We start from the raw sequence: 18,832 nt of genomic DNA, 5'->3' as shown, positions 1-18,832 counted from the left end.
TTTCTGTTTATAGAAAGTTTAGAAAGATTCATCTAAGTTAATGAAAAATCCTCAGGCGTTGTGCTATAATAAATTTAGACTGCGTACTGGGGATTTTTTGTGCGCAAAAGTACGAAATATGTGTTGGAAAACAGGTGGATCTTATATGGAAAAAAAGAAGAAAAGCATGAAATTAAGGACGAGAGTAATCATTTCTTTTTTCATCATCATACTGGTTCCGATCGTGATGTGTGCCTTGACGTTTTACTTTTTTGTAGGGTATAAAGCAAAGATTATCGGTGAAAAATACGGTCTTGCGAACGCAACATACCGGACGATTTCGAACAACACCCTGCTGCTGAATGCGATGACATCAGAAGAGTACGACGAAGTAGAGGATACCGCGAAATCGGATACGGCAAAGCTGGAAGAAACGAATTATCTCTCTGTTCTGAATGCAAGACTGCAGAAAAAACAGTCGTTTATCGCGGTGCGCGAGGATGGTGTTATCATTTACAATGGCTCGGAGGAGCTGTCGTCGGAGGAGCTGGAAAATGAGCTGCCGAAATACGGTGACCCGGGGGCCAATTTGAAGGGCGGCGTTTATTTCCGCAATGAAAAACAGTGGATGGTCAAACAGGTGGACTATGAGAACTCGGACGGAAAAGAATGCAGTGCGTTTATCGTCACCAAGACAGACCAGATTGCGCCGCAGATTACGGGCATGGTAAAAGAGCTAGGCATCGTGATTGTGCTGATTCTGGTGCTCACCAGTCTGGGCCTGAGCTTCTGGATTTACCGCGGTGTGATCGGACCGCTCGAGCAGCTGAAAAAGGCGACACAGAATATCAAAGACGGAAATCTGGATTTCACTGTTGAACCGTGCGGCGTGGCGGAGATTAATGACCTCTGCGAGGACTTTGAGGAGATGCGTATCCGGCTGAAAGAGACGGCGGAGGAAAAAGTCGAGTTTGACAAAGAGAATAAAGAGCTGATCAGTAACATTTCGCATGATCTGAAAACACCGATTACCGCGGTCAAGGGTTATGTCGAGGGAATCATGGACGGTGTGGCAAATACGCCGGAGAAGATGGACCGCTACATCCGCACCATTTACAACAAAGCGAATGAGATGGACCGTCTGATCAATGAGCTGACGTTTTATTCCAAGATTGACACGAACCGCATTCCGTATACGTTTTCCAAGATTCACATTGCGGATTATTTTGATGACTGCGTGGAGGAACTGAATCTGGAGCTTGACGCGCAGCATGTGGATCTGACATACTTTAATTATCTCGAGGACGACCCGATCGTCATCGCGGATGCGGAGCAGATCAAGCGTGTCATCAATAACATTGTAAGCAATTCCATCAAATATATGGACAAGAGCCATAAGGTCATCAACATCCGTCTGCGTGATGTCGGAGATTTTGTGCAGGTGGAGATTGAGGACAACGGAAAGGGAATTGCGACGAAGGATCTGACGAAGATTTTCGACCGTTTCTACCGCACCGACACGTCCCGCAACAGCACGAGGGGCGGCAGCGGCATCGGTCTTTCCATCGTGAAGAAGATTCTCGAAGACCACGGCGGAAAAGTGTGGGCCACCAGCAAAGAAGGCGTGGGCACCACGATGTACTTTGTATTAAGAAAATATCAGGAGGTACCTGTTTCATGAGTAAGATACTGATTGTTGAGGATGAGGAATCCATTGCGGATCTGGAGAAGGATTATTTAGAACTTTCGGGCTTTGAGGTAGAGATTGAAAACCAGGGAGACACCGGTCTTGTGCGGGCGGTCAAAGAGGATTTTGATCTGTTGATTCTGGATCTGATGCTGCCGGAGGTGGATGGCTTTGAGATCTGCCGTGAGGTGCGTGAGAAGAAAGATATTCCGATTATCATGGTTTCGGCAAAGAAGGATGATATCGACAAAATCCGCGGACTCGGCCTTGGTGCGGATGATTATATGACGAAGCCATTTTCTCCGAGTGAGCTGGTTGCGCGCGTGAAAGCGCATCTGGCACGGTACGACCGTCTGGTCGGAAACGGCAAGAAAGAGAATGATGTTGTGGAGATCCGCGGCATCAAGATTGACAAGACGGCACGCCGTGTGTGGGTGAACGGAGAGGAGAAGCAGTTTACAACGAAAGAGTTCGATCTGCTGACCTTCCTTGCGGAGAATCCGAACCGCGTTTTCACGAAAGAAGAGCTGTTCCGTGAGATCTGGGATATGGAGTCCATCGGAGATATTGCGACGGTTACGGTGCATATCAAGAAGATTCGTGAAAAAATAGAGTTTAATACGGCAAAGCCGCAGTATATCGAGACGATCTGGGGCGTTGGATATCGGTTTAAGGCATAAAGAATCTGTGTTTCGGGGAGAGATAAAATGGGAAAAATTTACTATCTGATGGGAAAAAGTGCGTCAGGGAAAGATCATATTTATGAGAATCTGATCCAGGAGACGGCGCTGGATTTAAAACCGTTTGTCCTGTATACAACACGGCCGATCCGGAGCGGGGAGCAGGACGGAAGAGAGTATTTCTTTGTGGATGAAAAACGGCTTTCGGAACTGCGGGAGGCCGGAAAGATTATCGAGGAGCGCATGTATTCGACGGTGCAGGGGCCGTGGTATTATTTTACGGCGGATGACGGGCAGATTGATCTTGCGAAGCATGATTATCTCGGAATCGGGACACTGGAATCGTATCTGAAATTAAAGGCATATTTCGGGGAGCAGGCGATGGTTCCGCTGTATGTCGAGGTGGACGATGGGCTGCGGCTTTCGCGGGCACTGGAACGGGAAAGAAAACAGACAGAGCCGAAATACGCGGAGATGTGCCGGAGATTCCTGGCGGACTGTGAGGATTTTACGGAGGAGAAAATTGCGGAAGCTGGAATTGTCCGCAGATTTTCCAATAATTCTACGCCGGAAGACTGTTTTTCCGAAATTCAGAATTTTGTGGAACAACAGAAAAAGTTGTGATATACTTAATGCAGTATTAGTAAGAAATACAAAAGAACTCCAGGGGGTGATTTTATGCAGGGTTTTCAGAAGGTTGTAGGACATCAGGAAATCATAACGCATTTACAGAATGCCATTTCGATGAATAAAGTATCTCATGCTTATCTTTTTGGCGGAGAGAGTGGATCGGGAAAGAAAATGATGGCTTCACTGTTTGCGATGACGCTTCAGTGCGAGAAGCACGGGGTCGAGCCCTGTATGGAATGCCCGTCCTGTAAAAAGGCACAGAGCCAGAATCATCCGGATATCATTTATGTGAAGCATGAAAAGCCGAACACCATCAGCATCGATGAAATCCGCGAGCAGCTCATTAACGATGTGATGATCAAGCCGTACAGCAGTCCGTACAAGATTTATATCATCGACGAGGCGCAGAAGCTGACACTTCAGGCGCAGAACGCGCTGCTGAAGACGATCGAGGAGCCGCCGGCCTACGCAGTTGTCATGCTTCTGGCAGACAACCCGGATGCGCTGCTTCCGACGATTTCGTCACGCTGCGTGCAGTTAAATTTAAAACCAGTGGGAGACCAGCTTGTGAAAGATTATCTGATGAACGAAATGCATGTGCCGGATTACCAGGCAGAGGTTGATGCGTCCCTGGCGCAGGGAAATATCGGAAAAGCAGAGCGGATTGCCCGTTCTCCGGAATACGAGGAGACGCTGGAAAGTGCACTCCGCATGGCAAAGTACGCCGACAGTATGCCGCTGTATGAAATCGTGGAGACGATCAAAAAACTGACGGCCGAAAAAGACAATATTGATGATTATTTCGATATCTTTTCTTTATGGTTCCGCGATGTTCTGCTCTTTAAGGCGACAAAAGAGGTCGATTCCCTTGTGTTCAAGCAGGAGCTGAATGGAATCCGTGAGAGAGCAAATAAGAGCTCATACGAAGGCCTGGAGAAGATTATAGAGGCGATCCAGAAGGCGAGAGCCCGCCTGAACGCGAATGTTAATTTTGATTTAACCATGGAGCTTATGTTTCTGACAATGAAGGAAAACTGATAACATGATAACAATTATAGGAGTACGTTTTCGAAACGTAGGAAAAGTATATTATTTCTCGCCGAGAGAGCTGGACATCTGCGTGGGCGACCACGTTATCGTTGAGACGGCGCGCGGCGTAGAGTATGGTTTCGTTGTGCTGGGGCCAAAAGAAGTTGACGATTCCAAGGTGATCCAGCCGTTGAAAGAAGTCATCCGCATTGCAACGCCGAAGGATGATGCGCGGGAGGAGAGCAACCGCAAGAAAGAAAAAGAAGCGTTTGAAATCTGCCAGAAGAAGATCCGGGCGCACAACCTGGAGATGAAGCTGATCGATGCAGAGTATACGTTTGACAATAACAAGATGCTGTTTTACTTTACCGCCGACGGAAGAATTGATTTCCGTGAGCTGGTAAAGGATCTGGCGGCTGTCTTTAAGACGAGAATCGAGCTTCGCCAGATCGGTGTCCGCGATGAGACAAAGATCCTCGGCGGAATCGGCATCTGCGGCAGACCGCTTTGCTGCCATACGTATCTGTCCGAGTTTGCACCGGTTTCGATCAAGATGGCAAAAGAGCAGAACCTGTCCCTGAACCCGACGAAGATTTCGGGTGTCTGCGGACGACTGATGTGTTGCCTGAAAAACGAGCAGGAAACCTATGAATACCTGAACCGCAAGCTGCCGGGTGTCGGCGATATCGTAACGCTGCCGGACGGCATGAAAGGTGAGGTTTCCGGTGTGAATGTGCTTCGTCAGCTCGTAAAAGTGCTGGTGGATGTGAACGATGAGAAGGAAATGCGGGAGTGCCCGGTGGAAGAGCTCAAGTTCAAGCCGAAGCATAAGAAGGAAAAAGGCAAAGAGAAGAAAAAAGACAGAAACAGCTCCGGGGAGCAGGCTTCTTCGGAAGAGGCAAAACAGCCGGAATAAGATTGATTTGGAATGCATTTTGAAAAAAGTAAGCGCCGGGTAAAACTGACGCTTCTTTTTGTGTGATGCGGCGCTGGGCGGTCAGCAGGAGGAGGGATTTCATTGGATAGAAAAGAAGAATTTTTGAAGCCGGGTGAGCGGCTCGATGATCTGCAGAACGGTTACTGGATGATACAGAATCCATCCCTTTTCTGCTATGGCATTGACGCGGTGCTGCTGGCATCCTACGCGAAGGTGAAGCGCGGGGAGCGGGCGATGGATTTCTGCACGGGATCGGGAATTGTGCCGATTCTGCTGAAGGCGAAGACAAACGGAGAGCATTTTTCCGGGCTGGAAATTCAGGAGTACAGTGCCGAGATGGCACAGCGGAGTGTGCGGTACAATCATCTGGAAAATGATGTTGAGATTTTCCAGGGAGATGTGAAGACGGCATCGCAGCAGTTTGGAAAAGAAGTGTTTGATGTGGTAACGTGCAATCCGCCGTACATGACGGGGCAGCACGGGCTGACGAATGCGCTTGAGGCGAAGACGATTGCGCGGCATGAGGTGCTGTGCTCGTTTGATGATATTGCGAAAGAGGCATCGGCGGTTTTAAAGACGAAAGGACGGTTCTATCTGGTGCACCGGCCGTTCCGGCTGGCGGAGATTTTTTCGACGCTGAAAAAATATCATCTGGAACCAAAAAGGATGCAGCTCGTTTATCCGTTTGTGGACAAGGAGCCGAACATGGTGCTGATCGAGGCGATGAAAGGCGGGAATCCGAGAATTACCGTGGAGAAACCGCTGATTGTGTATGAGACGCCGGGCGTGTATACAAAGGACATCCGGGAATTATATGGAGACGGGAGATAAGAACATGGCAGGAAAATTATATTTGTGTGCAACACCAATTGGAAATCTGGAGGACATGACCTTCCGTGCAATCCGCATTCTGCAGGAGGTCGATCTGATCGCGGCGGAGGATACGAGAAACAGCATTAAGCTGCTGAACCATTTTGAGATTCATACGCCGATGACGAGTTACCATGAATACAACAAATACGACAAGGGCCGCGAGCTGGTGCAGAAGCTGCTGGCGGGAACGAACATTGCCCTTATCACCGATGCCGGAACACCGGGAATCTCAGACCCGGGTGAGGAGCTGGTGAAGATGGCGTACGAGGCAGGCATCGAAGTGACAAGCCTGCCGGGCGCATGCGCGTGTGTGACGGCACTGACACTGTCGGGACTTTCAACGAGAAGATTTGTCTTCGAAGCATTTCTTCCGCCGGATAAAAAAGAACATAAACTGGCGCTGGAACGGCTGAAAAACGAGACGCGGACGATGATCGTATACGAGGCGCCGCATCATCTGCTGAAAACGCTGCGGGAGCTGCTGGAGACGCTTGGCAACCGGCGGCTGACACTCTGCCGGGAACTGACCAAGAAACACGAGACGGCATGGCAGACCACGATTGAAGATGCCATCATTCGCTACGAACAGGAAGACCCGAAAGGGGAATGCGTGCTTGTGATTGAAGGCCGAAGCCAGAAAGAAATCGAGGACGAGGCGAAGGCGGCGTTTGAGGAGATTTCGATTGAAGAACATATGAAACGGTATGAAGATCAGGGGATTGCAAGAAAAGAAGCGATGAAACTCGTGGCGAAGGATCGCGGGGTGACGAAGAGGGATATTTATCAGTATTTGCTGGGGAAAGAATCATACAATGATTTTTGATCAGGCCATAGCCCAGTCTTGCGGCTTTTGCCTGCAGGGTGGGGTACAAGTCTTCTCCGCCGAAGGACTGGAAAGGCGTTTCGAGAGCAGAGTCCAGCAGATTGTAATCTTTGACTCCGTCGCTTCCGCCAGTTTGCTGAATCAACTGAGTATGCAGCATGAGAATTTGCTTTTTACTCAGTCTTTTCATTTAGCAAGTACCTCGTATGCTTCTTTGTTTTGTTCCATCAGGCGTTTTGAGATGCTTAACACATCCTCGTCGGATGCAGTGGTTTCCTGCTCGGCTTTGCTGAAGTCGATGACAAGATATCTTGGAACGTTATTTTTCAGAATCACAGCGGAACCACATTCGTCTACCAGGCGGGCGACTTTGGAAAAATTTTGGTTTGCTTCGGAAATGGAAATTAAAGTTTTTGTGTCGATAGTCATTTTGGGTACCTCCTTAAGACTTTTTTCTATAGTATATATAAATCTTAGGATAAATACAACCTAATTTGCCGTGTTATTTTTTGTTGCTTGCCGCAACGCCAGTTTTTATCGTATGATAGGCCCATCAAATACGCGGAGGACACAGTTATGCTGAGTGATAACATCAAAATACTGCGAAAGAAAAAAGGATATTCCCAGGAAACGCTGGCGGAGCAGCTGCATGTGGTACGGCAGACGATTTCGAAATGGGAGAAAGGGATTTCGGTTCCGGATGCGGTGATGCTGGATCGGATGGCGGAGCTGTTTGAGGTGCCGGTGAGCGTGCTGCTGGGCGGCGGGCTGGAAGTAGAGGAGGAGCAGCCTCGGAACTGAATGAGATTGCACAGCAGCTTGCGGTCTTAAATGATCAGCTGGTGCAGCAGGCAGTGCGGAGACGGAAAGTGATCCGGTATGCGTTTGTTGGTGTGTTTGCGGCGATCTTTGTTCTGATTGGAGCGGCGATCGGACTTCGGGTGTACACGGAATCACAGCTGCGGGATGAAGCGTCGCTTCGCACGGTTCGTTATGAATGCACGCTCGACGGGGAATCATATGTATATGAAGCTTCCTATAACAGTCAGTATCAGATCCTGTACGAGGGCGGCGATGCCTGGATTTCGAACCATGTGCGGCCGGAGCAGTACGAGGATGTGAATGTGCTGTCGGCGCAGATGCAGGATTACTTCGAAGAAAAAGGCGGAACGTGCAAGATCATTGATGAAAATCCGTAAAAGTTTTGTATTATTGTATTTTTTTATGGTTTTGGGTATTTTATCTGCCCGGTAATTCCTTTCTTCTGATATAATGGTAACAATGCATTATAATTAGAGGGAGGAATTTTCTTTATGTCACAGACACAAACCCGGCGGAGTTCTCAGGTCGATCTGCTTCACGGCCCGATCCTGAAATCTCTGCTGCTTTTTGCCCTGCCGATCATGGCGTCCCGCGTGTTTCAGCAGATTTACAACACGATGGATACGCTGATCGTCGGCTATACACTTGGCGACTCATCGATTGCGGCGATGGGTGCCTGCTCATCCATCTATGAGATGATGACCGGATTTACGTTCGGCGTCGGAAACGGTCTTGCGATCGTCACGGCGCGCTGCTTTGGACGGCAGGAGACGGACCGGATGAAAAAATCGGTCGCATCCTGTATCGTCATCGGCGTTGCCGTGACACTGGTAGTTACCATTCTGGCGACGATCTTTATGCATCCGCTGCTGCGCCTGCTGAAAACACCGGCGGAGATTCTTGAGGAATCCTACAGCTATATTTCGATTCTCTCGATTTTCCTGTTCGTCATGTTCGCCTACAACCTGTGCTCCGGCCTGCTGCGGGCGATCGGCAACAGCTTCATGCCGCTTGTGTTCCTGATCTTTTCATCGCTGGTGAACATCGTGCTCGATCTGCTGTTTATCCGCACCTTCGGCATGGGTGTCCGGGGTGCCGCGATTGCAACCGTCATTGCACAGGGCATTTCCGTTGTGCTCTGCCTGATTTATATTGTTACGAAAGCGAAAATCCTGCTTCCGGAAAAACGCCACTTCGCGCTGGACCGCGGACTGTACGCAGATCTGCTGGCGCAGGGATTTTCAATGGGATTCATGAGCAGTATCATTTACGTTGGTTCGATCGTCCTGCAGCCGGGCATCAACAGTCTTGGATATGAAACAATTGCGGGACATACCGCTGCGAGAAAGCTGTTTTCGTTCTCCATGATGCCGCTTTCTTCGATGGCGCAGGCCGTCAACACCTACGTTGCACAGAATCGCGGTGCGGATAACCGGGAGCGCGTACACAAAGGCATCCGCTATGCCTACTTATTCTGCTTCAGCGTTACCATCGCTTTGATTATCTGTGTCACACCGTTTGCGCCAACCCTGGTACACCTGATCTCCGGCTCCTCCGACCCGACCGTCCTCGGAAACGGCGCCCGCTACCTCCGCGTAGCCATCCCGTTCTTCTTCGCACTCGGCCTCGTCAACTGCAGCCGCTTGGCGCTTCAGGCATTGGGAGAAAAAATTCTGCCGCTGCTGTCGAGCTTTATTGAGCTTTTTGGAAAGATTATCTTCGCAATGGTATTCATCCCGCGTTACCATTACAGCGCCGTAATCTGGTGCGAACCGATTATCTGGTGCTTCATGGCTGCGGAGCTTGTGATTTCACTGTATCGAAATCCTTATATGAGAAAAGGGAAAGCGGGAAATTGATTTTTAAATGAAAAAGTGCCGGGCAATACACGAAGAAATATATAGTCTATTTTGTTCACTGGATAGGGTATAACAGGATCCTGTTCGAATCATGGAAAATATAAAGTCAGCATATTTTTATAAAGATCTTTTTTAGTCAGGTGATGCAATGAACGTTCTATGGAGTTCCATGCTGCTTCTCGGCATCGTATACGGCGCGATACAGGGGCGGATGCCGGAGGTGACGGATGGGGTGATTCGGGCTTCGCGGGAGGCGGTGGTGCTGGCGGTTTCGCTGGTTGGGGTGACAGGGTTCTGGGCGGGGCTGATGGAGATTGCGAAGAAGGCGGGAGTGATTGACGGGCTGGTGAAAAGGATGGGGCCGGTGCTGCGGTTTTTGTTTCCGAGAGTGCCGGAAGAGCATCCTGCAATGCGGGCGGCGGGGATGAATATGATCTGTAATGTGTTTGGGCTTGGCGCGGCTGCGACGCCGCCGGGGCTTGCGGCGATGGAGCGGTTTGAGGAGCTGGAGGAGGAGCGGCGGAAAACGAAAAACCCGGCCGCAGTTCCAGAAGGAACCGCGAACCGGGAAATGTGTACGTTTTTGATTTTGAATATTTCATCCCTGCAGCTCATCCCCGTCAACATCATCGCGTACCGCAGTCAGTACGGCAGTGTCCATCCGACGGCAATTGTCGGACCGGCGCTTGCGGCGACAGCGGCGAGTACGATTGCGGCGGTGGTGTTCTGCAAAGTGATGGAAAGGATGGGGCGATGATTATTCAGCCAGGTGCCGTTTACAAAGACATCGGTCTCGCTTCCGTCTTCGTGGATACCCACGATGTGCAGGTCATCCGATCCAACCATAAAGTCAACGTGGATCAGGGAATCATTGACACCTTTTGCGAGGATTTCTTCATCACTCATATCCATAAATCCGTCCAGAACCTCAGAGAATCCGGCACCGGCGGCAACATGACAGCATGCGTTCTCATCGAACAGTGTGTTGAAGAACATCAGACCGGACTGGTTGATCGGGGACTCCTTCGGAACGAGTGCAACCTCGCCGAGCATCGAAGCGCCGTCATCCATGGCGAACATTTTTTTCAGAACTTCCTCGCCCTGCTCTGCGTGGCAGTCAACGACTCTTCCGTCTTTAAAATCAACAGTAAAGTTGTTGATAACCTGTCCGGACCAGCTGAGCGGTTTGGTGGAAACAAGGCGGCCTTCGCATTTGCCGCGCATCGGGCTGGTGAAAACTTCCTCGGTCGGCATATTCGGAACGAAGAAGACCTTGTTCAGATGATTGATATCGCCGGCGCCGCTCCATTTTGCGCCCGGGATCAGCTCAACGGTGAAATCAGTTCCATTTTTGCTGGTGTAATGCAGTTTATGGAACGCCTGCTCGGTCATCCATTTTGCCTTGCTGATCATACGGTTGCTGTGTGCCTGCCAGATCTTTTCGATATCTTCGCCTTCTTTTAAGTACAGGCAGTCGAAAATGGCATTCCACAGTTTCTCAACTGCAACATCCTCCGGCTCGCCCGGGAATACTTTTGCAGCCCATGCCGGTGATGGAGCGGCAACGATCAGCCACTGATGTTTTCCGTCGATCTGGTCGCGGTATTTTTTCGTTACTTTTGCGCGCATCTGGCGAACGGTGGAGAGCAGGTCAGCGGAGATGCCGGCAAGCTCGTCCGGATCGGAGGAGTCGATGAAAATGCGGACCGGCAGATCCACGGTCATCTGTTTGAGGCGCTCTTCTTCCCAGGTCTGAACGGTGCCGAGAGTTTCTGCGGATGCATACTGATAATTCAGTTTGTTGATCGGACCGCACTCCCAGATCACTTCAACATAGCTGGCACCGGCCTTGTAGCACTCTTCGGTAACCATGGTAGCAAGCTGAACCTGGTCAACGCCGGTCTGCAGGCGGACACGCTGTCCTTTCTGTACATTTGCGCCGATTTTTACGATCAGCTCTGCGTATTCTCTTAATTTTGCTTCATTCATGATAAAAATCTTCCTTTTTGTAAAGTTTAAAATTGAAATGGATCGTTAAACGCTCCATAATAGGAAACCGGCTCGCCCGCCGAAAGCAGGTGATGGACATCGCCTACGGTCTGGCAGCGGAAGTACACCTCGCCCGGTTTGCGCTCCTCGGTTCCGACGATCGTGACGGAAGTCGGCGCCAGGAACATGCCCTGCCAGAGCTGCACCGGTGTCATGTTCAGCAGGTGGGACAGCGCCACACACGTAACGCCGAGATGGCAGAAGCAGACAATGACAGCTTCGCGGTTCGTTTCATCCGAAGCGTGATAGCGGTAACCGTCGCGTACATAACCGTAGCGCGCAAGCAGTGCATCGAGTCCGTCGGTCACAAAATGATAATTCTCGTCCATGTTTCCGGTCTGCATGATCGGATTTTTCGTCCAGAGATTATTGTCATAGAGATCCCGGTTTGCATCGAGCACATCCGGAAGAAAATCCCACGGAATCCGGCGCTTTCCGGTCTCCGGATCAAGGACAGGCGCATCAAACTCCCGCAGCCACGGAAGAATTTCGGCCTCGCGGCCCGCATTTTTCAACGTAAAAGAAGCCGTATCCTTCGCACGTCCGAGCGGCGAGCAGTAAAAATCGGTGACGTTCCATTTCACCGTCCGCTTCGAAAGTAGCTCAGCCTCACGCCAGCCTTTTTCAGTCAGAGAATCAATCTCATAATTCGGTTCGCCGTGGCGGATAAAAATAAGTTTCATAAGAATTCCTTTCTTCGTATACCACAAATCGTTTGGTTTATGCATCGAAAAGTCAATTTCAGTTCCGAAAAATTAGTGATGAAGCATAAAATATTCGGAATTGCTATAGGTTAGTGTATCACAAATTGTCAAATTTGTGTGAGTTTCTACGGAAAAAGATGCGACAAATTGGAAGAGTGTTTTGGAAAGATGGGACTGGTAGAAAAACAAGTTTGCTCAATAAATCAATCGTTTAAGCCAGTTTGGCATAATGGATAAAAATTATACGCGGATATTTCCGTTTTTCATTTCACTCATCTGTTTATTTTTCAGCATCCATGGAACGGTTATGTTTCCTGGACCCCAAATTTGTTTTTTGGGATGCAGAAATCCCAGCGTAGTGGAAAACAGAATCCACAGGAGAAACCATAAAATACTCTGATAAACACCACTCTGGACACCGGATTCCAGAAGAACACTGCCAAGAAGGGAATCGGCCGCACTGCTGGAAACAATGAGTGGAATGCTGGCATGATCCATGTAGGGGAGAGAAAGCAGTCCGCCGATGAGTAAACCAATGAGACTCAAGAAAATGACTCTGAGAAAACCAAAAAGCGTATTAAAATGGTTCATATAGCGGACAGAAAGCAGATCTCTTGTGGAATAGGAAGTTGCAGCAGTTTTCATTGCTTCAGCAAGATCGGAGGCCTGCTTCACAGGAATAAATACGCCGCTTTCGCTGCCAGAATATTATGAAACTCATCGACTTTCATCACTGTAAAAAATGTAATTATCAGACTAAAACTCATTGTATTTTTTGTAATTGCGTAATATACTATACTTACATTATGATGATGGAGGTGCGTCTATGTACCGAATTGCTATTGAAAAACTATTAAAATGGAAACAAAGCAAACGCCGCAAACCCTTAATTATTGAAGGGGCACGTCAGGTTGGCAAGACTTGGCTAATGAAAGAATTCGGCAAGCAGGCGTATACAGATGCCATATATATCAATTTTGACTCTAATTCCAGAATGGCAGAGTTATTTGCTTCTGACTTGGATACTGACCGCTTAATTATGGGATTAGAGTTGTATGCTGGTCGCAAAATTGATCCAGACAATTCTTTATTGATTTTTGATGAAGTACAGGAAGTTCCGAGAGCGCTGGCATCTCTTAAGTATTTTTATGAAAACGCCCCGCAGTACCACATTGTATGTGCCGGTTCTTTGCTTGGTATCGCTTTGCATCAAGGCACATCTTTTCCCGTTGGCAAGGTAGATTTCTTAAAGCTTTATCCTCTTTCGTTCAAAGAGTTTTTGATGGCAACCGATAAGGAACGTTTTGCCGAACTTCTTGATAAGCAAGACTTTGGGATGATTACATGCTTTAAGCAAACATATATCGATTCCTTAAAGCAATACTACTTTGTCGGTGGTATGCCTGAAGCTGTGCAAAGCTTCGCAGAGAACAAAGACTTTAATGAGGTCCGTGAAATTCAAAAGCGAATCCTTGCAGCCTACGAACAAGACTTCTCTAAACATGCTCCAAATGAGATTGTACCAAGACTTCGTATGTTGTGGAACAGTATTCCTTCTCAGTTAGCCAAAGAAAACAAAAAATTCATTTACGGGCTCGTCCGTGAAGGTGCCCGTGCGAAAGACTATGAAACCGCAATTATGTGGCTCAGTGATTGCGGTCTCGTTCATAAGGTCAGCCGTGTAAATGCAACGGGCATCCCGCTACGGGCGTATGAGGACTTAAAAGCATTTAAGTTATTTTTGGTAGATGTGGGATTGCTCGGATGCATGACGGGGCTTCGTCAACGTACTTTGCTTGATGGGAACGATCTTTTTGTCGAATTCAAAGGCGCACTTACTGAACAGTATGTTTGTCAGCAATTAAAAACCATCGAAGATTTAGGTATTTATTATTATACCAACGATAGGGGTTCTTGTGAGGTTGACTTTGTTATTGATACAGGTGAGCAAATTATTCCGGTTGAAGTGAAGGCAGAAGTTAACCTTAGAGCAAAGAGCTTGAAAACATATCAGGAGAAGTTTTCACCTGATATATCTGTTCGTACTTCGATGGCAGATTTCAAAAAGGAAGATTGGCTTATAAATTTGCCGCTCTATGCAATTGAGAAGATTGATAAAACAATAGATGAGCTAAGTTAAATGCTATTCTCATGTAACTATTCAGAACCCCCTATTCGAAAATGAAATCTGGCATCCTGAGATTGCCTTTCTGATTGCATCGTATGCGTTGTGCCCTTGCTTATGGCTGTGCCAACATAGGACATGATTTTCAGATAATCCCTGGCTCCTTCTTCACTTCGGAAGCAGCCTGATACTTTCGTCTTAACTTTTATCATCCTTAAATCTCGTTCCGCCTGATTGTTATCAAACGGAACCATGAAGTTATGGATAAAAAGGCAGACTGATGCCTTGTAATTATCAAAGCGCTCCACCAGAGCAAGAATCTTTCCTTTTTTCTTTCTCCCACGTTTTTTCTCTGCGGTAACCGGAAGCGGATTTTTTTCCCTGGCTTGTTTGATAAGTTCATCGTATCGCTTATCAAACTTATGATAGTGATAATAGCTGAGAGTTTCTTTACCGGCCTCTACAGCTTTATCTTTGACCTTCTTCATTTTTATCAGAAGGCCTATAAATGCAGACGCCCATTTCTGCTCGGGATGGTTCTCGGCAATGCCTGTCAATTCCCGTAATAAGTGGGCACAGCAGACTGCATGTTGGCAATCTTCGTAACTCCAGTAAGAAGCCCAGCAGTCATGCATGGAAATACCGTGAAACAATGGCAGCACACCGCACTGCTCCATGCCAAGATATCCACGCTTTGGACTGATATCAAGGTACGTGAATTCACAGTTTGATGCATCATGAACCCACCATAGTTTTTTATCAACACGGGTTCCGGTCTCATCGAAATGACCAAGACTTGAATCGGCAACTTTTTGCTTTATCCGGTTTACTGTCTCGGATACTGCGTCAGCACAACGTTTTACCATGTTACTTATGATTCCGGTGGCAAGTGGGATGTTAAATACGCCAGAGAGAATCTCATGTGTTCTTTTCACACTGACTGCTCCGACTGTATTTAAAGCAACAGATAGTGCCTGCAAGTTCTCACCATACTGCACGGTTGCTTTAACATCATTAGGAAAGCTCCCTTTTCTGGTATCTCCATGAAGCATACAGATTGGAATCTCGAGAAGCTGATGTTCCACGACATTAACAGTGACGACCGCATCAATGACATGTCGTTTTTCTGCAACACAGGCAGTTCCTTTACACATTTTGTAATGAGGACATCCTTCGCAGGCAGATGGCATATGTTTCACAATCTCATCAGGGTCTGAAATGACAGACAGGTATGTTCCCTGATGACCTTCCTGTCCGCCAACCTTTTTACCAGAAGGTTTACGCAGACTTTTTGGCGCAGGTTTTTTAAAGCCATCACTTGAAGGCGGCTTGGAACTGTTTTTAGAATTCTTGTTAAGCTGTTCTCTCAGTTCCTGAATGGTCTGATTGAGCTGGGTGATAAGCGCAGTCTGCGCATCAAATGATTGTTGCAGGGAATTCAAAGATGCATTTAATGCATTGACTTGCATTTGCAGCTGCGTATTCATTTCCTCTACTGTCAAAGAGACCACCTTCTTTCACTAAAATATGATAGTTCTATTTTAGCGTAAAATCAGAAAAAAAGCGAATTGTGTGGAAATGCTCATTGGGCAAAATGACTGTGGATAAAGCTATTTTTTTAAGGTGCAAGTGTTGCTAAATTTAATCAAAATCCGATAAAAATAGGATTTTGAAATACAAAAATGATGAATTAAAATCAGTAATCCACAAAGATGGAAATAGCTGCTTCACCATCGGTTAGTTATCCACCGACAGGAAGCAAATGAAGTGAAAACAGATTTTTTATTTTCTCTGTTTTTCACAAAAAATCACATGGACTCTATCAGGGGTTCTGAATAGTTACAAAAAACTTATAAAAGCGTTGGTTCATTTTGGAATCAACGCTTTTATAAGTTTTTTAAGAGTATATGTAAAATATTGTATAAAAACAAAGAATAAGTAGTTTTGCATGGTAAAAATGGAGAGGGTAATTGTCGAAAATATAATTATTAATAGCGAAATACCATATGGATACGTGACCACATTTTTGCTTATTGAACAAAATAACATATACAGATAAAATGATGCTTGTAACAAGACAAGAACAATATAACGAGAAAGAAAGATGAATAGAATATGTCTGCAGAAAAAAATATTACTAGAAAAGATGTGGCAGAAAAAGCAGGCGTATCGGTGTCTGTTGTTTCAAGAGTACTTAATAACAGTGGATATGTCGACAAAGAAAAAAAGAAAAAAATTATTAAGATAGCAGAGCAACTGGGATATATTCCAAATCCGATAGCTATGGCTCTTCAAACAAGAAGAACATATCAGATAATATTTTTTTGCAATGATCTGACAGGTGCCTATTATAATCAAATGTATCATGGAATGGCGAAGACAGCGAAAGAAAGGGGATATCATCTTTTACTTCAAAAAGATTATGATTTTGAATCAGTAAAAAAAATCTTGGCAGATGGAATTATATTTCCGACAGAAAATGTAGCACAGGATTATGCTGAAACAGTAGGAAAAAATTATCGTCTGCCTACGGTAACAATATCTTTTGACCCGTCGGCGATATTTGCTAAACCAATGCCTTCGGTAGTTATTGAGAATCAAAAAATAATTAATGCCAGTATTGATTATCTTATACAGAAAGGACATAAAAAGATAGGAATGCTCCTTCCGTTTGATTACGGATATGCAAATTCCAGATATAAAGCCTGGAAGGAACGTATGAAGATGGAATCAATTTTTTTAGGGGGAGGGGTAGAGACTAACTATGAACACTATATTATAAACTGTGGAAAACCAGAAGAGGAAAACAAGAAAAAAGATTACAGATATTTAGGTCCTTATCAATCGGAATCAGAAGGATTTGTATATTATGATCTTTTCAAAGTTGGATATGAAGCAGCAAATTTGTATAAAAGTTCAAAGTATAAAGCAACGGCACTTATATGTTTTAATGATGATTTAGCTCAGGGATTTATTGCTGGCTTACAAGAAATAGGCTTGAGAGTGCCCGAAGATATATCGGTTATGGGAATTGATGGTATTTTTACAAGAAATCATTTTAAACCTAAGTTGACCACAATGTCCATTTATCCTGAAAGACAAGGAGCAAAATGTGTAGAAGTATTAATCGATATGCTGGAAGGGAAAAAATATAAATATATGAATTATTCTCCCTACGGTATTTTAGAGGGGGAGACAGTAAAGGACTTAAAGTAGAATATTTGCCGGAAAAAGCGCGCAGTTTCGGCTGATATAGAGAAAATAAACACTAGGAGGAAGGAAAATGAAGTTAAAAAAAGTACTCGCATTGACACTTGCAGGGATCATGACCGTAGGTCTGGCAGCATGTGGAGGAACCAAAGAATCTAGTGAAAAAACAGAAGCAGGAAAAGAAAAACAGAAACTTGTTATCTGGTCATGGGGAGCAGATGAGGAGAAGAAATCAAGGGAAGCAGCTGTTGAAGCATTTCAGAAAGCACATCCTGAGATCGAAGTGGAACATTCTGTCATTCCTACAGCCGATCATGTATGGGATCAGAAGATGACTGCAGCCCTGTCAGCAGGAACAGGTCCGGATGTCATCCAGATGTCACCGGATTATTACGGATTATACACCGATTATTATGAAGATTTAAATCCATATGTGGAAAAAGAAGGGGTGGATTTAGATTCTGTAGTTACAGAGGGCATGATGGATCCTTATTACCGCCCGGATGGAAAACTGGAAGGTATGCCTCTGCTCCAGAACTGTTTTGTACTGGCATATAACAAAGACATGTTCGATGAGTTTGGCGTAGAGTATCCGACAGCAGAATGGACATGGGATGATGTGGCGGAAGCAGCGAAGAAATTTGCCGGAGGCGAAGGCGCAGATGCTACATTCGGTATTGTTAACCACTGGATAGATCCGCCGCTGTCTATCATCTGTAAAGGCGGAAATGCATACTCAGATGATTTATCAACATGTGAGATCGATTCACAGGAAGTCAGAGATGGTCTGGATTTATTCGGAGATATGATCCAGAGCGGTGCAATGCCTGATGATACAGCAGCCAAGAGTCTTCCGAAAGAACAGCTTTTTGTATCCGGCCATGCGGCAATGTATACATTAGGCGGATTTGAGACAAAGCTGATTGCAGAAGAGATCGGTGAAAACTTTAACTGGGATGTTGTATCCATGCCGAAAGTTCCGGACGGTGGAAAAAACAATCTTTTATACGCAACAGGATATGCCATGCTGAAGGATTCTGAAAATAAAGATGCTGCATGGACATTCTTGAAAGAGGCATCTTATGAAAATGAAGACATGGCAAAGGAAACATGCCGTGCAGGAATGACAGCTTGTAAGAGCGTTGCAGAGGGTTACTATAAAGAACTGACATATGGTCCGATTGATAACAGCGCATACCTAGAAGGGCTTTCTGATGCAAAACTGAATATCTGGGGCGGTGCATATGCAGCACCTGGAGATGTATGGACCCAGATCTGGCAGGCAGTAACCATTGATGGTAAGAGTGCTGATGAGGCGATCAATGAATACTATCCGGCACTGGAAAAAGCATTTAATGAAGCAAATGGAAACTAAATGTTAAATCACAAGAAGGTGTTGCGAACGATATGCAGCACCTTCTTGTT

19 protein-coding genes and 1 pseudogene are annotated in these 18,832 nt (G+C 46.3%); 14 read left to right on the top strand and 6 right to left on the bottom strand.

The window, feature by feature from the left end:
- Positions 1-166 precede the first annotated feature (166 nt).
- From DW965_RS03465 to rsmI, 7 genes are all read left to right on the top strand, one after another.
- Positions 167-1,660, top strand: coding sequence for a sensor histidine kinase (locus tag DW965_RS03465; protein ID WP_118660287.1), 1,494 nt, complete (start codon positions 167-169; stop codon positions 1,658-1,660).
- Positions 1,657-2,346 carry a response regulator transcription factor gene (locus tag DW965_RS03460; RefSeq protein WP_022461272.1) on the top strand — a complete coding sequence of 230 codons (690 nt, stop codon included), beginning with the start codon at positions 1,657-1,659 and terminating at the stop codon, positions 2,344-2,346. The genes DW965_RS03465 and DW965_RS03460 overlap by 4 nt, the downstream gene beginning before the upstream one ends.
- 27 nt (positions 2,347-2,373) lie before the next feature.
- Positions 2,374-2,970 (top strand): guanylate kinase, encoded by a 597-nt coding sequence (locus DW965_RS03455; protein WP_055267250.1) that lies wholly within the window; start codon positions 2,374-2,376, stop codon positions 2,968-2,970.
- Between the two features lie 54 nt (positions 2,971-3,024).
- A complete protein-coding gene (gene holB / locus DW965_RS03450) occupies positions 3,025-4,014 on the top strand; it encodes a DNA polymerase III subunit delta' (protein WP_022461270.1) in 990 nt (329 codons plus the stop codon).
- 4 nt (positions 4,015-4,018) lie between these two features.
- Positions 4,019-4,921, top strand: a complete 903-nt coding sequence (locus tag DW965_RS03445) for a PSP1 domain-containing protein (RefSeq protein WP_055226011.1) — start codon at positions 4,019-4,021, stop codon at positions 4,919-4,921.
- Positions 4,922-5,089: 168 nt separating this feature from the next.
- A complete protein-coding gene (locus DW965_RS03440) occupies positions 5,090-5,773 on the top strand; it encodes a tRNA1(Val) (adenine(37)-N6)-methyltransferase (RefSeq protein WP_055226320.1) in 684 nt (227 codons plus the stop codon).
- 4 nt (positions 5,774-5,777) lie between these two features.
- On the top strand, positions 5,778-6,638 hold the full coding sequence (gene rsmI / locus DW965_RS03435) for a 16S rRNA (cytidine(1402)-2'-O)-methyltransferase (protein ID WP_117762180.1): 861 nt from the start codon (positions 5,778-5,780) through the stop codon (positions 6,636-6,638).
- 46 nt (positions 6,639-6,684) lie between these two features.
- Here the strand turns inward: rsmI and DW965_RS21970 are convergent.
- A pseudogene (locus DW965_RS21970) lies at positions 6,685-6,798 on the bottom strand (type II toxin-antitoxin system death-on-curing family toxin); the annotation flags it as partial.
- Positions 6,799-6,824: 26 nt separating this feature from the next.
- Positions 6,825-7,067, bottom strand: coding sequence for a type II toxin-antitoxin system Phd/YefM family antitoxin (locus DW965_RS03425; protein ID WP_117762181.1), 243 nt, complete (start codon positions 7,065-7,067; stop codon positions 6,825-6,827).
- Positions 7,068-7,214: 147 nt separating this feature from the next.
- On the opposite strand from DW965_RS03425, the gene DW965_RS03420 reads away from it, so the two are divergent.
- From DW965_RS03420 to DW965_RS03405, 4 genes are all read left to right on the top strand, one after another.
- On the top strand, positions 7,215-7,439 hold the full coding sequence (locus DW965_RS03420; RefSeq protein WP_119198032.1) for a helix-turn-helix domain-containing protein: 225 nt from the start codon (positions 7,215-7,217) through the stop codon (positions 7,437-7,439).
- A gap of 53 nt (positions 7,440-7,492) precedes the next feature.
- Complete coding sequence (locus DW965_RS03415; RefSeq protein WP_147398769.1) at positions 7,493-7,837, top strand: hypothetical protein; 345 nt, start codon at positions 7,493-7,495, stop codon at positions 7,835-7,837.
- A gap of 114 nt (positions 7,838-7,951) precedes the next feature.
- Entirely contained in the window at positions 7,952-9,319 is a 1,368-nt protein-coding gene (locus tag DW965_RS03410) for an MATE family efflux transporter (protein WP_118753771.1), read from the top strand.
- 148 nt (positions 9,320-9,467) lie between these two features.
- A complete protein-coding gene (locus tag DW965_RS03405; protein ID WP_117762080.1) occupies positions 9,468-10,076 on the top strand; it encodes a nucleoside recognition protein in 609 nt (202 codons plus the stop codon).
- Here DW965_RS03405 and DW965_RS03400 read toward each other — a convergent pair.
- The 3 genes from DW965_RS03400 to DW965_RS03390 form a co-directional block, all read right to left on the bottom strand.
- On the bottom strand, positions 9,962-11,308 hold the full coding sequence (locus DW965_RS03400) for an aminopeptidase (protein ID WP_119198030.1): 1,347 nt from the start codon (positions 11,306-11,308) through the stop codon (positions 9,962-9,964). The two genes, DW965_RS03405 and DW965_RS03400, sit on opposite strands and share 115 nt — an antisense overlap.
- Positions 11,309-11,334: 26 nt before the next feature.
- A complete protein-coding gene (locus tag DW965_RS03395) occupies positions 11,335-12,051 on the bottom strand; it encodes a histidine phosphatase family protein (protein WP_022461262.1) in 717 nt (238 codons plus the stop codon).
- 261 nt (positions 12,052-12,312) lie between these two features.
- Positions 12,313-12,747, bottom strand: a complete 435-nt coding sequence (locus DW965_RS03390; RefSeq protein ID WP_119198029.1) for a hypothetical protein — start codon at positions 12,745-12,747, stop codon at positions 12,313-12,315.
- Positions 12,748-12,898: 151 nt separating this feature from the next.
- On the opposite strand from DW965_RS03390, the gene DW965_RS03385 reads away from it, so the two are divergent.
- Positions 12,899-14,212, top strand: a complete 1,314-nt coding sequence (locus DW965_RS03385; RefSeq protein ID WP_022461260.1) for an ATP-binding protein — start codon at positions 12,899-12,901, stop codon at positions 14,210-14,212.
- A gap of 17 nt (positions 14,213-14,229) precedes the next feature.
- Here the strand turns inward: DW965_RS03385 and tnpC are convergent, their stop codons facing one another.
- Positions 14,230-15,666: an IS66 family transposase gene (gene tnpC, locus DW965_RS19600; protein WP_442857822.1), complete on the bottom strand. Its 1,437-nt coding sequence runs from the start codon at positions 15,664-15,666 to the stop codon at positions 14,230-14,232.
- Between the two features lie 646 nt (positions 15,667-16,312).
- Here tnpC and DW965_RS03375 point away from each other — a divergent pair.
- Together DW965_RS03375 and DW965_RS03370 are read left to right on the top strand one after the other, a co-directional pair.
- Positions 16,313-17,413, top strand: a complete 1,101-nt coding sequence (locus DW965_RS03375; protein WP_117762079.1) for a LacI family DNA-binding transcriptional regulator — start codon at positions 16,313-16,315, stop codon at positions 17,411-17,413.
- Between the two features lie 67 nt (positions 17,414-17,480).
- Positions 17,481-18,782, top strand: coding sequence for an ABC transporter substrate-binding protein (locus DW965_RS03370; RefSeq protein ID WP_022461257.1), 1,302 nt, complete (start codon positions 17,481-17,483; stop codon positions 18,780-18,782).
- Positions 18,783-18,832 lie beyond the last annotated feature (50 nt).

The organism is Blautia sp. AM47-4, assembly GCF_003479865.1.
Taxonomy (GTDB): domain Bacteria; phylum Bacillota; class Clostridia; order Lachnospirales; family Lachnospiraceae; genus Fusicatenibacter; species Fusicatenibacter saccharivorans.
This window is presented reverse-complemented; position numbering and strand designations above follow the sequence as displayed.

Bases quoted from the DNA above. Each gene is read 5' to 3' on its own strand.
- DW965_RS03395 (WP_022461262.1), bottom strand. From the start codon at position 12,051: ATGAAACTTATTTTTATCCGCCACGGCGAACCGAATTATGAGATTGAT.
- DW965_RS03400 (WP_119198030.1), bottom strand. From the start codon at position 11,308: ATGAATGAAGCAAAATTAAGAGAATACGCAGAGCTGATCGTAAAAATC.
- rsmI (WP_117762180.1), top strand. From the start codon at position 5,778: ATGGCAGGAAAATTATATTTGTGTGCAACACCAATTGGAAATCTGGAG.
- tnpC (WP_442857822.1), bottom strand. From the start codon at position 15,666: ATGCAAGTCAATGCATTAAATGCATCTTTGAATTCCCTGCAACAATCA.
- DW965_RS03410 (WP_118753771.1), top strand. From the start codon at position 7,952: ATGTCACAGACACAAACCCGGCGGAGTTCTCAGGTCGATCTGCTTCAC.
- DW965_RS03385 (WP_022461260.1), top strand. From the start codon at position 12,899: ATGTACCGAATTGCTATTGAAAAACTATTAAAATGGAAACAAAGCAAA.
- DW965_RS03465 (WP_118660287.1), top strand. From the start codon at position 167: ATGAAATTAAGGACGAGAGTAATCATTTCTTTTTTCATCATCATACTG.
- DW965_RS03420 (WP_119198032.1), top strand. From the start codon at position 7,215: ATGCTGAGTGATAACATCAAAATACTGCGAAAGAAAAAAGGATATTCC.
- DW965_RS03405 (WP_117762080.1), top strand. From the start codon at position 9,468: ATGAACGTTCTATGGAGTTCCATGCTGCTTCTCGGCATCGTATACGGC.
- DW965_RS03425 (WP_117762181.1), bottom strand. From the start codon at position 7,067: ATGACTATCGACACAAAAACTTTAATTTCCATTTCCGAAGCAAACCAA.
- DW965_RS03375 (WP_117762079.1), top strand. From the start codon at position 16,313: ATGTCTGCAGAAAAAAATATTACTAGAAAAGATGTGGCAGAAAAAGCA.
- holB (WP_022461270.1), top strand. From the start codon at position 3,025: ATGCAGGGTTTTCAGAAGGTTGTAGGACATCAGGAAATCATAACGCAT.
- DW965_RS03455 (WP_055267250.1), top strand. From the start codon at position 2,374: ATGGGAAAAATTTACTATCTGATGGGAAAAAGTGCGTCAGGGAAAGAT.
- DW965_RS03460 (WP_022461272.1), top strand. From the start codon at position 1,657: ATGAGTAAGATACTGATTGTTGAGGATGAGGAATCCATTGCGGATCTG.
- DW965_RS03440 (WP_055226320.1), top strand. From the start codon at position 5,090: ATGATACAGAATCCATCCCTTTTCTGCTATGGCATTGACGCGGTGCTG.
- DW965_RS03370 (WP_022461257.1), top strand. From the start codon at position 17,481: ATGAAGTTAAAAAAAGTACTCGCATTGACACTTGCAGGGATCATGACC.
- DW965_RS03445 (WP_055226011.1), top strand. From the start codon at position 4,019: ATGATAACAATTATAGGAGTACGTTTTCGAAACGTAGGAAAAGTATAT.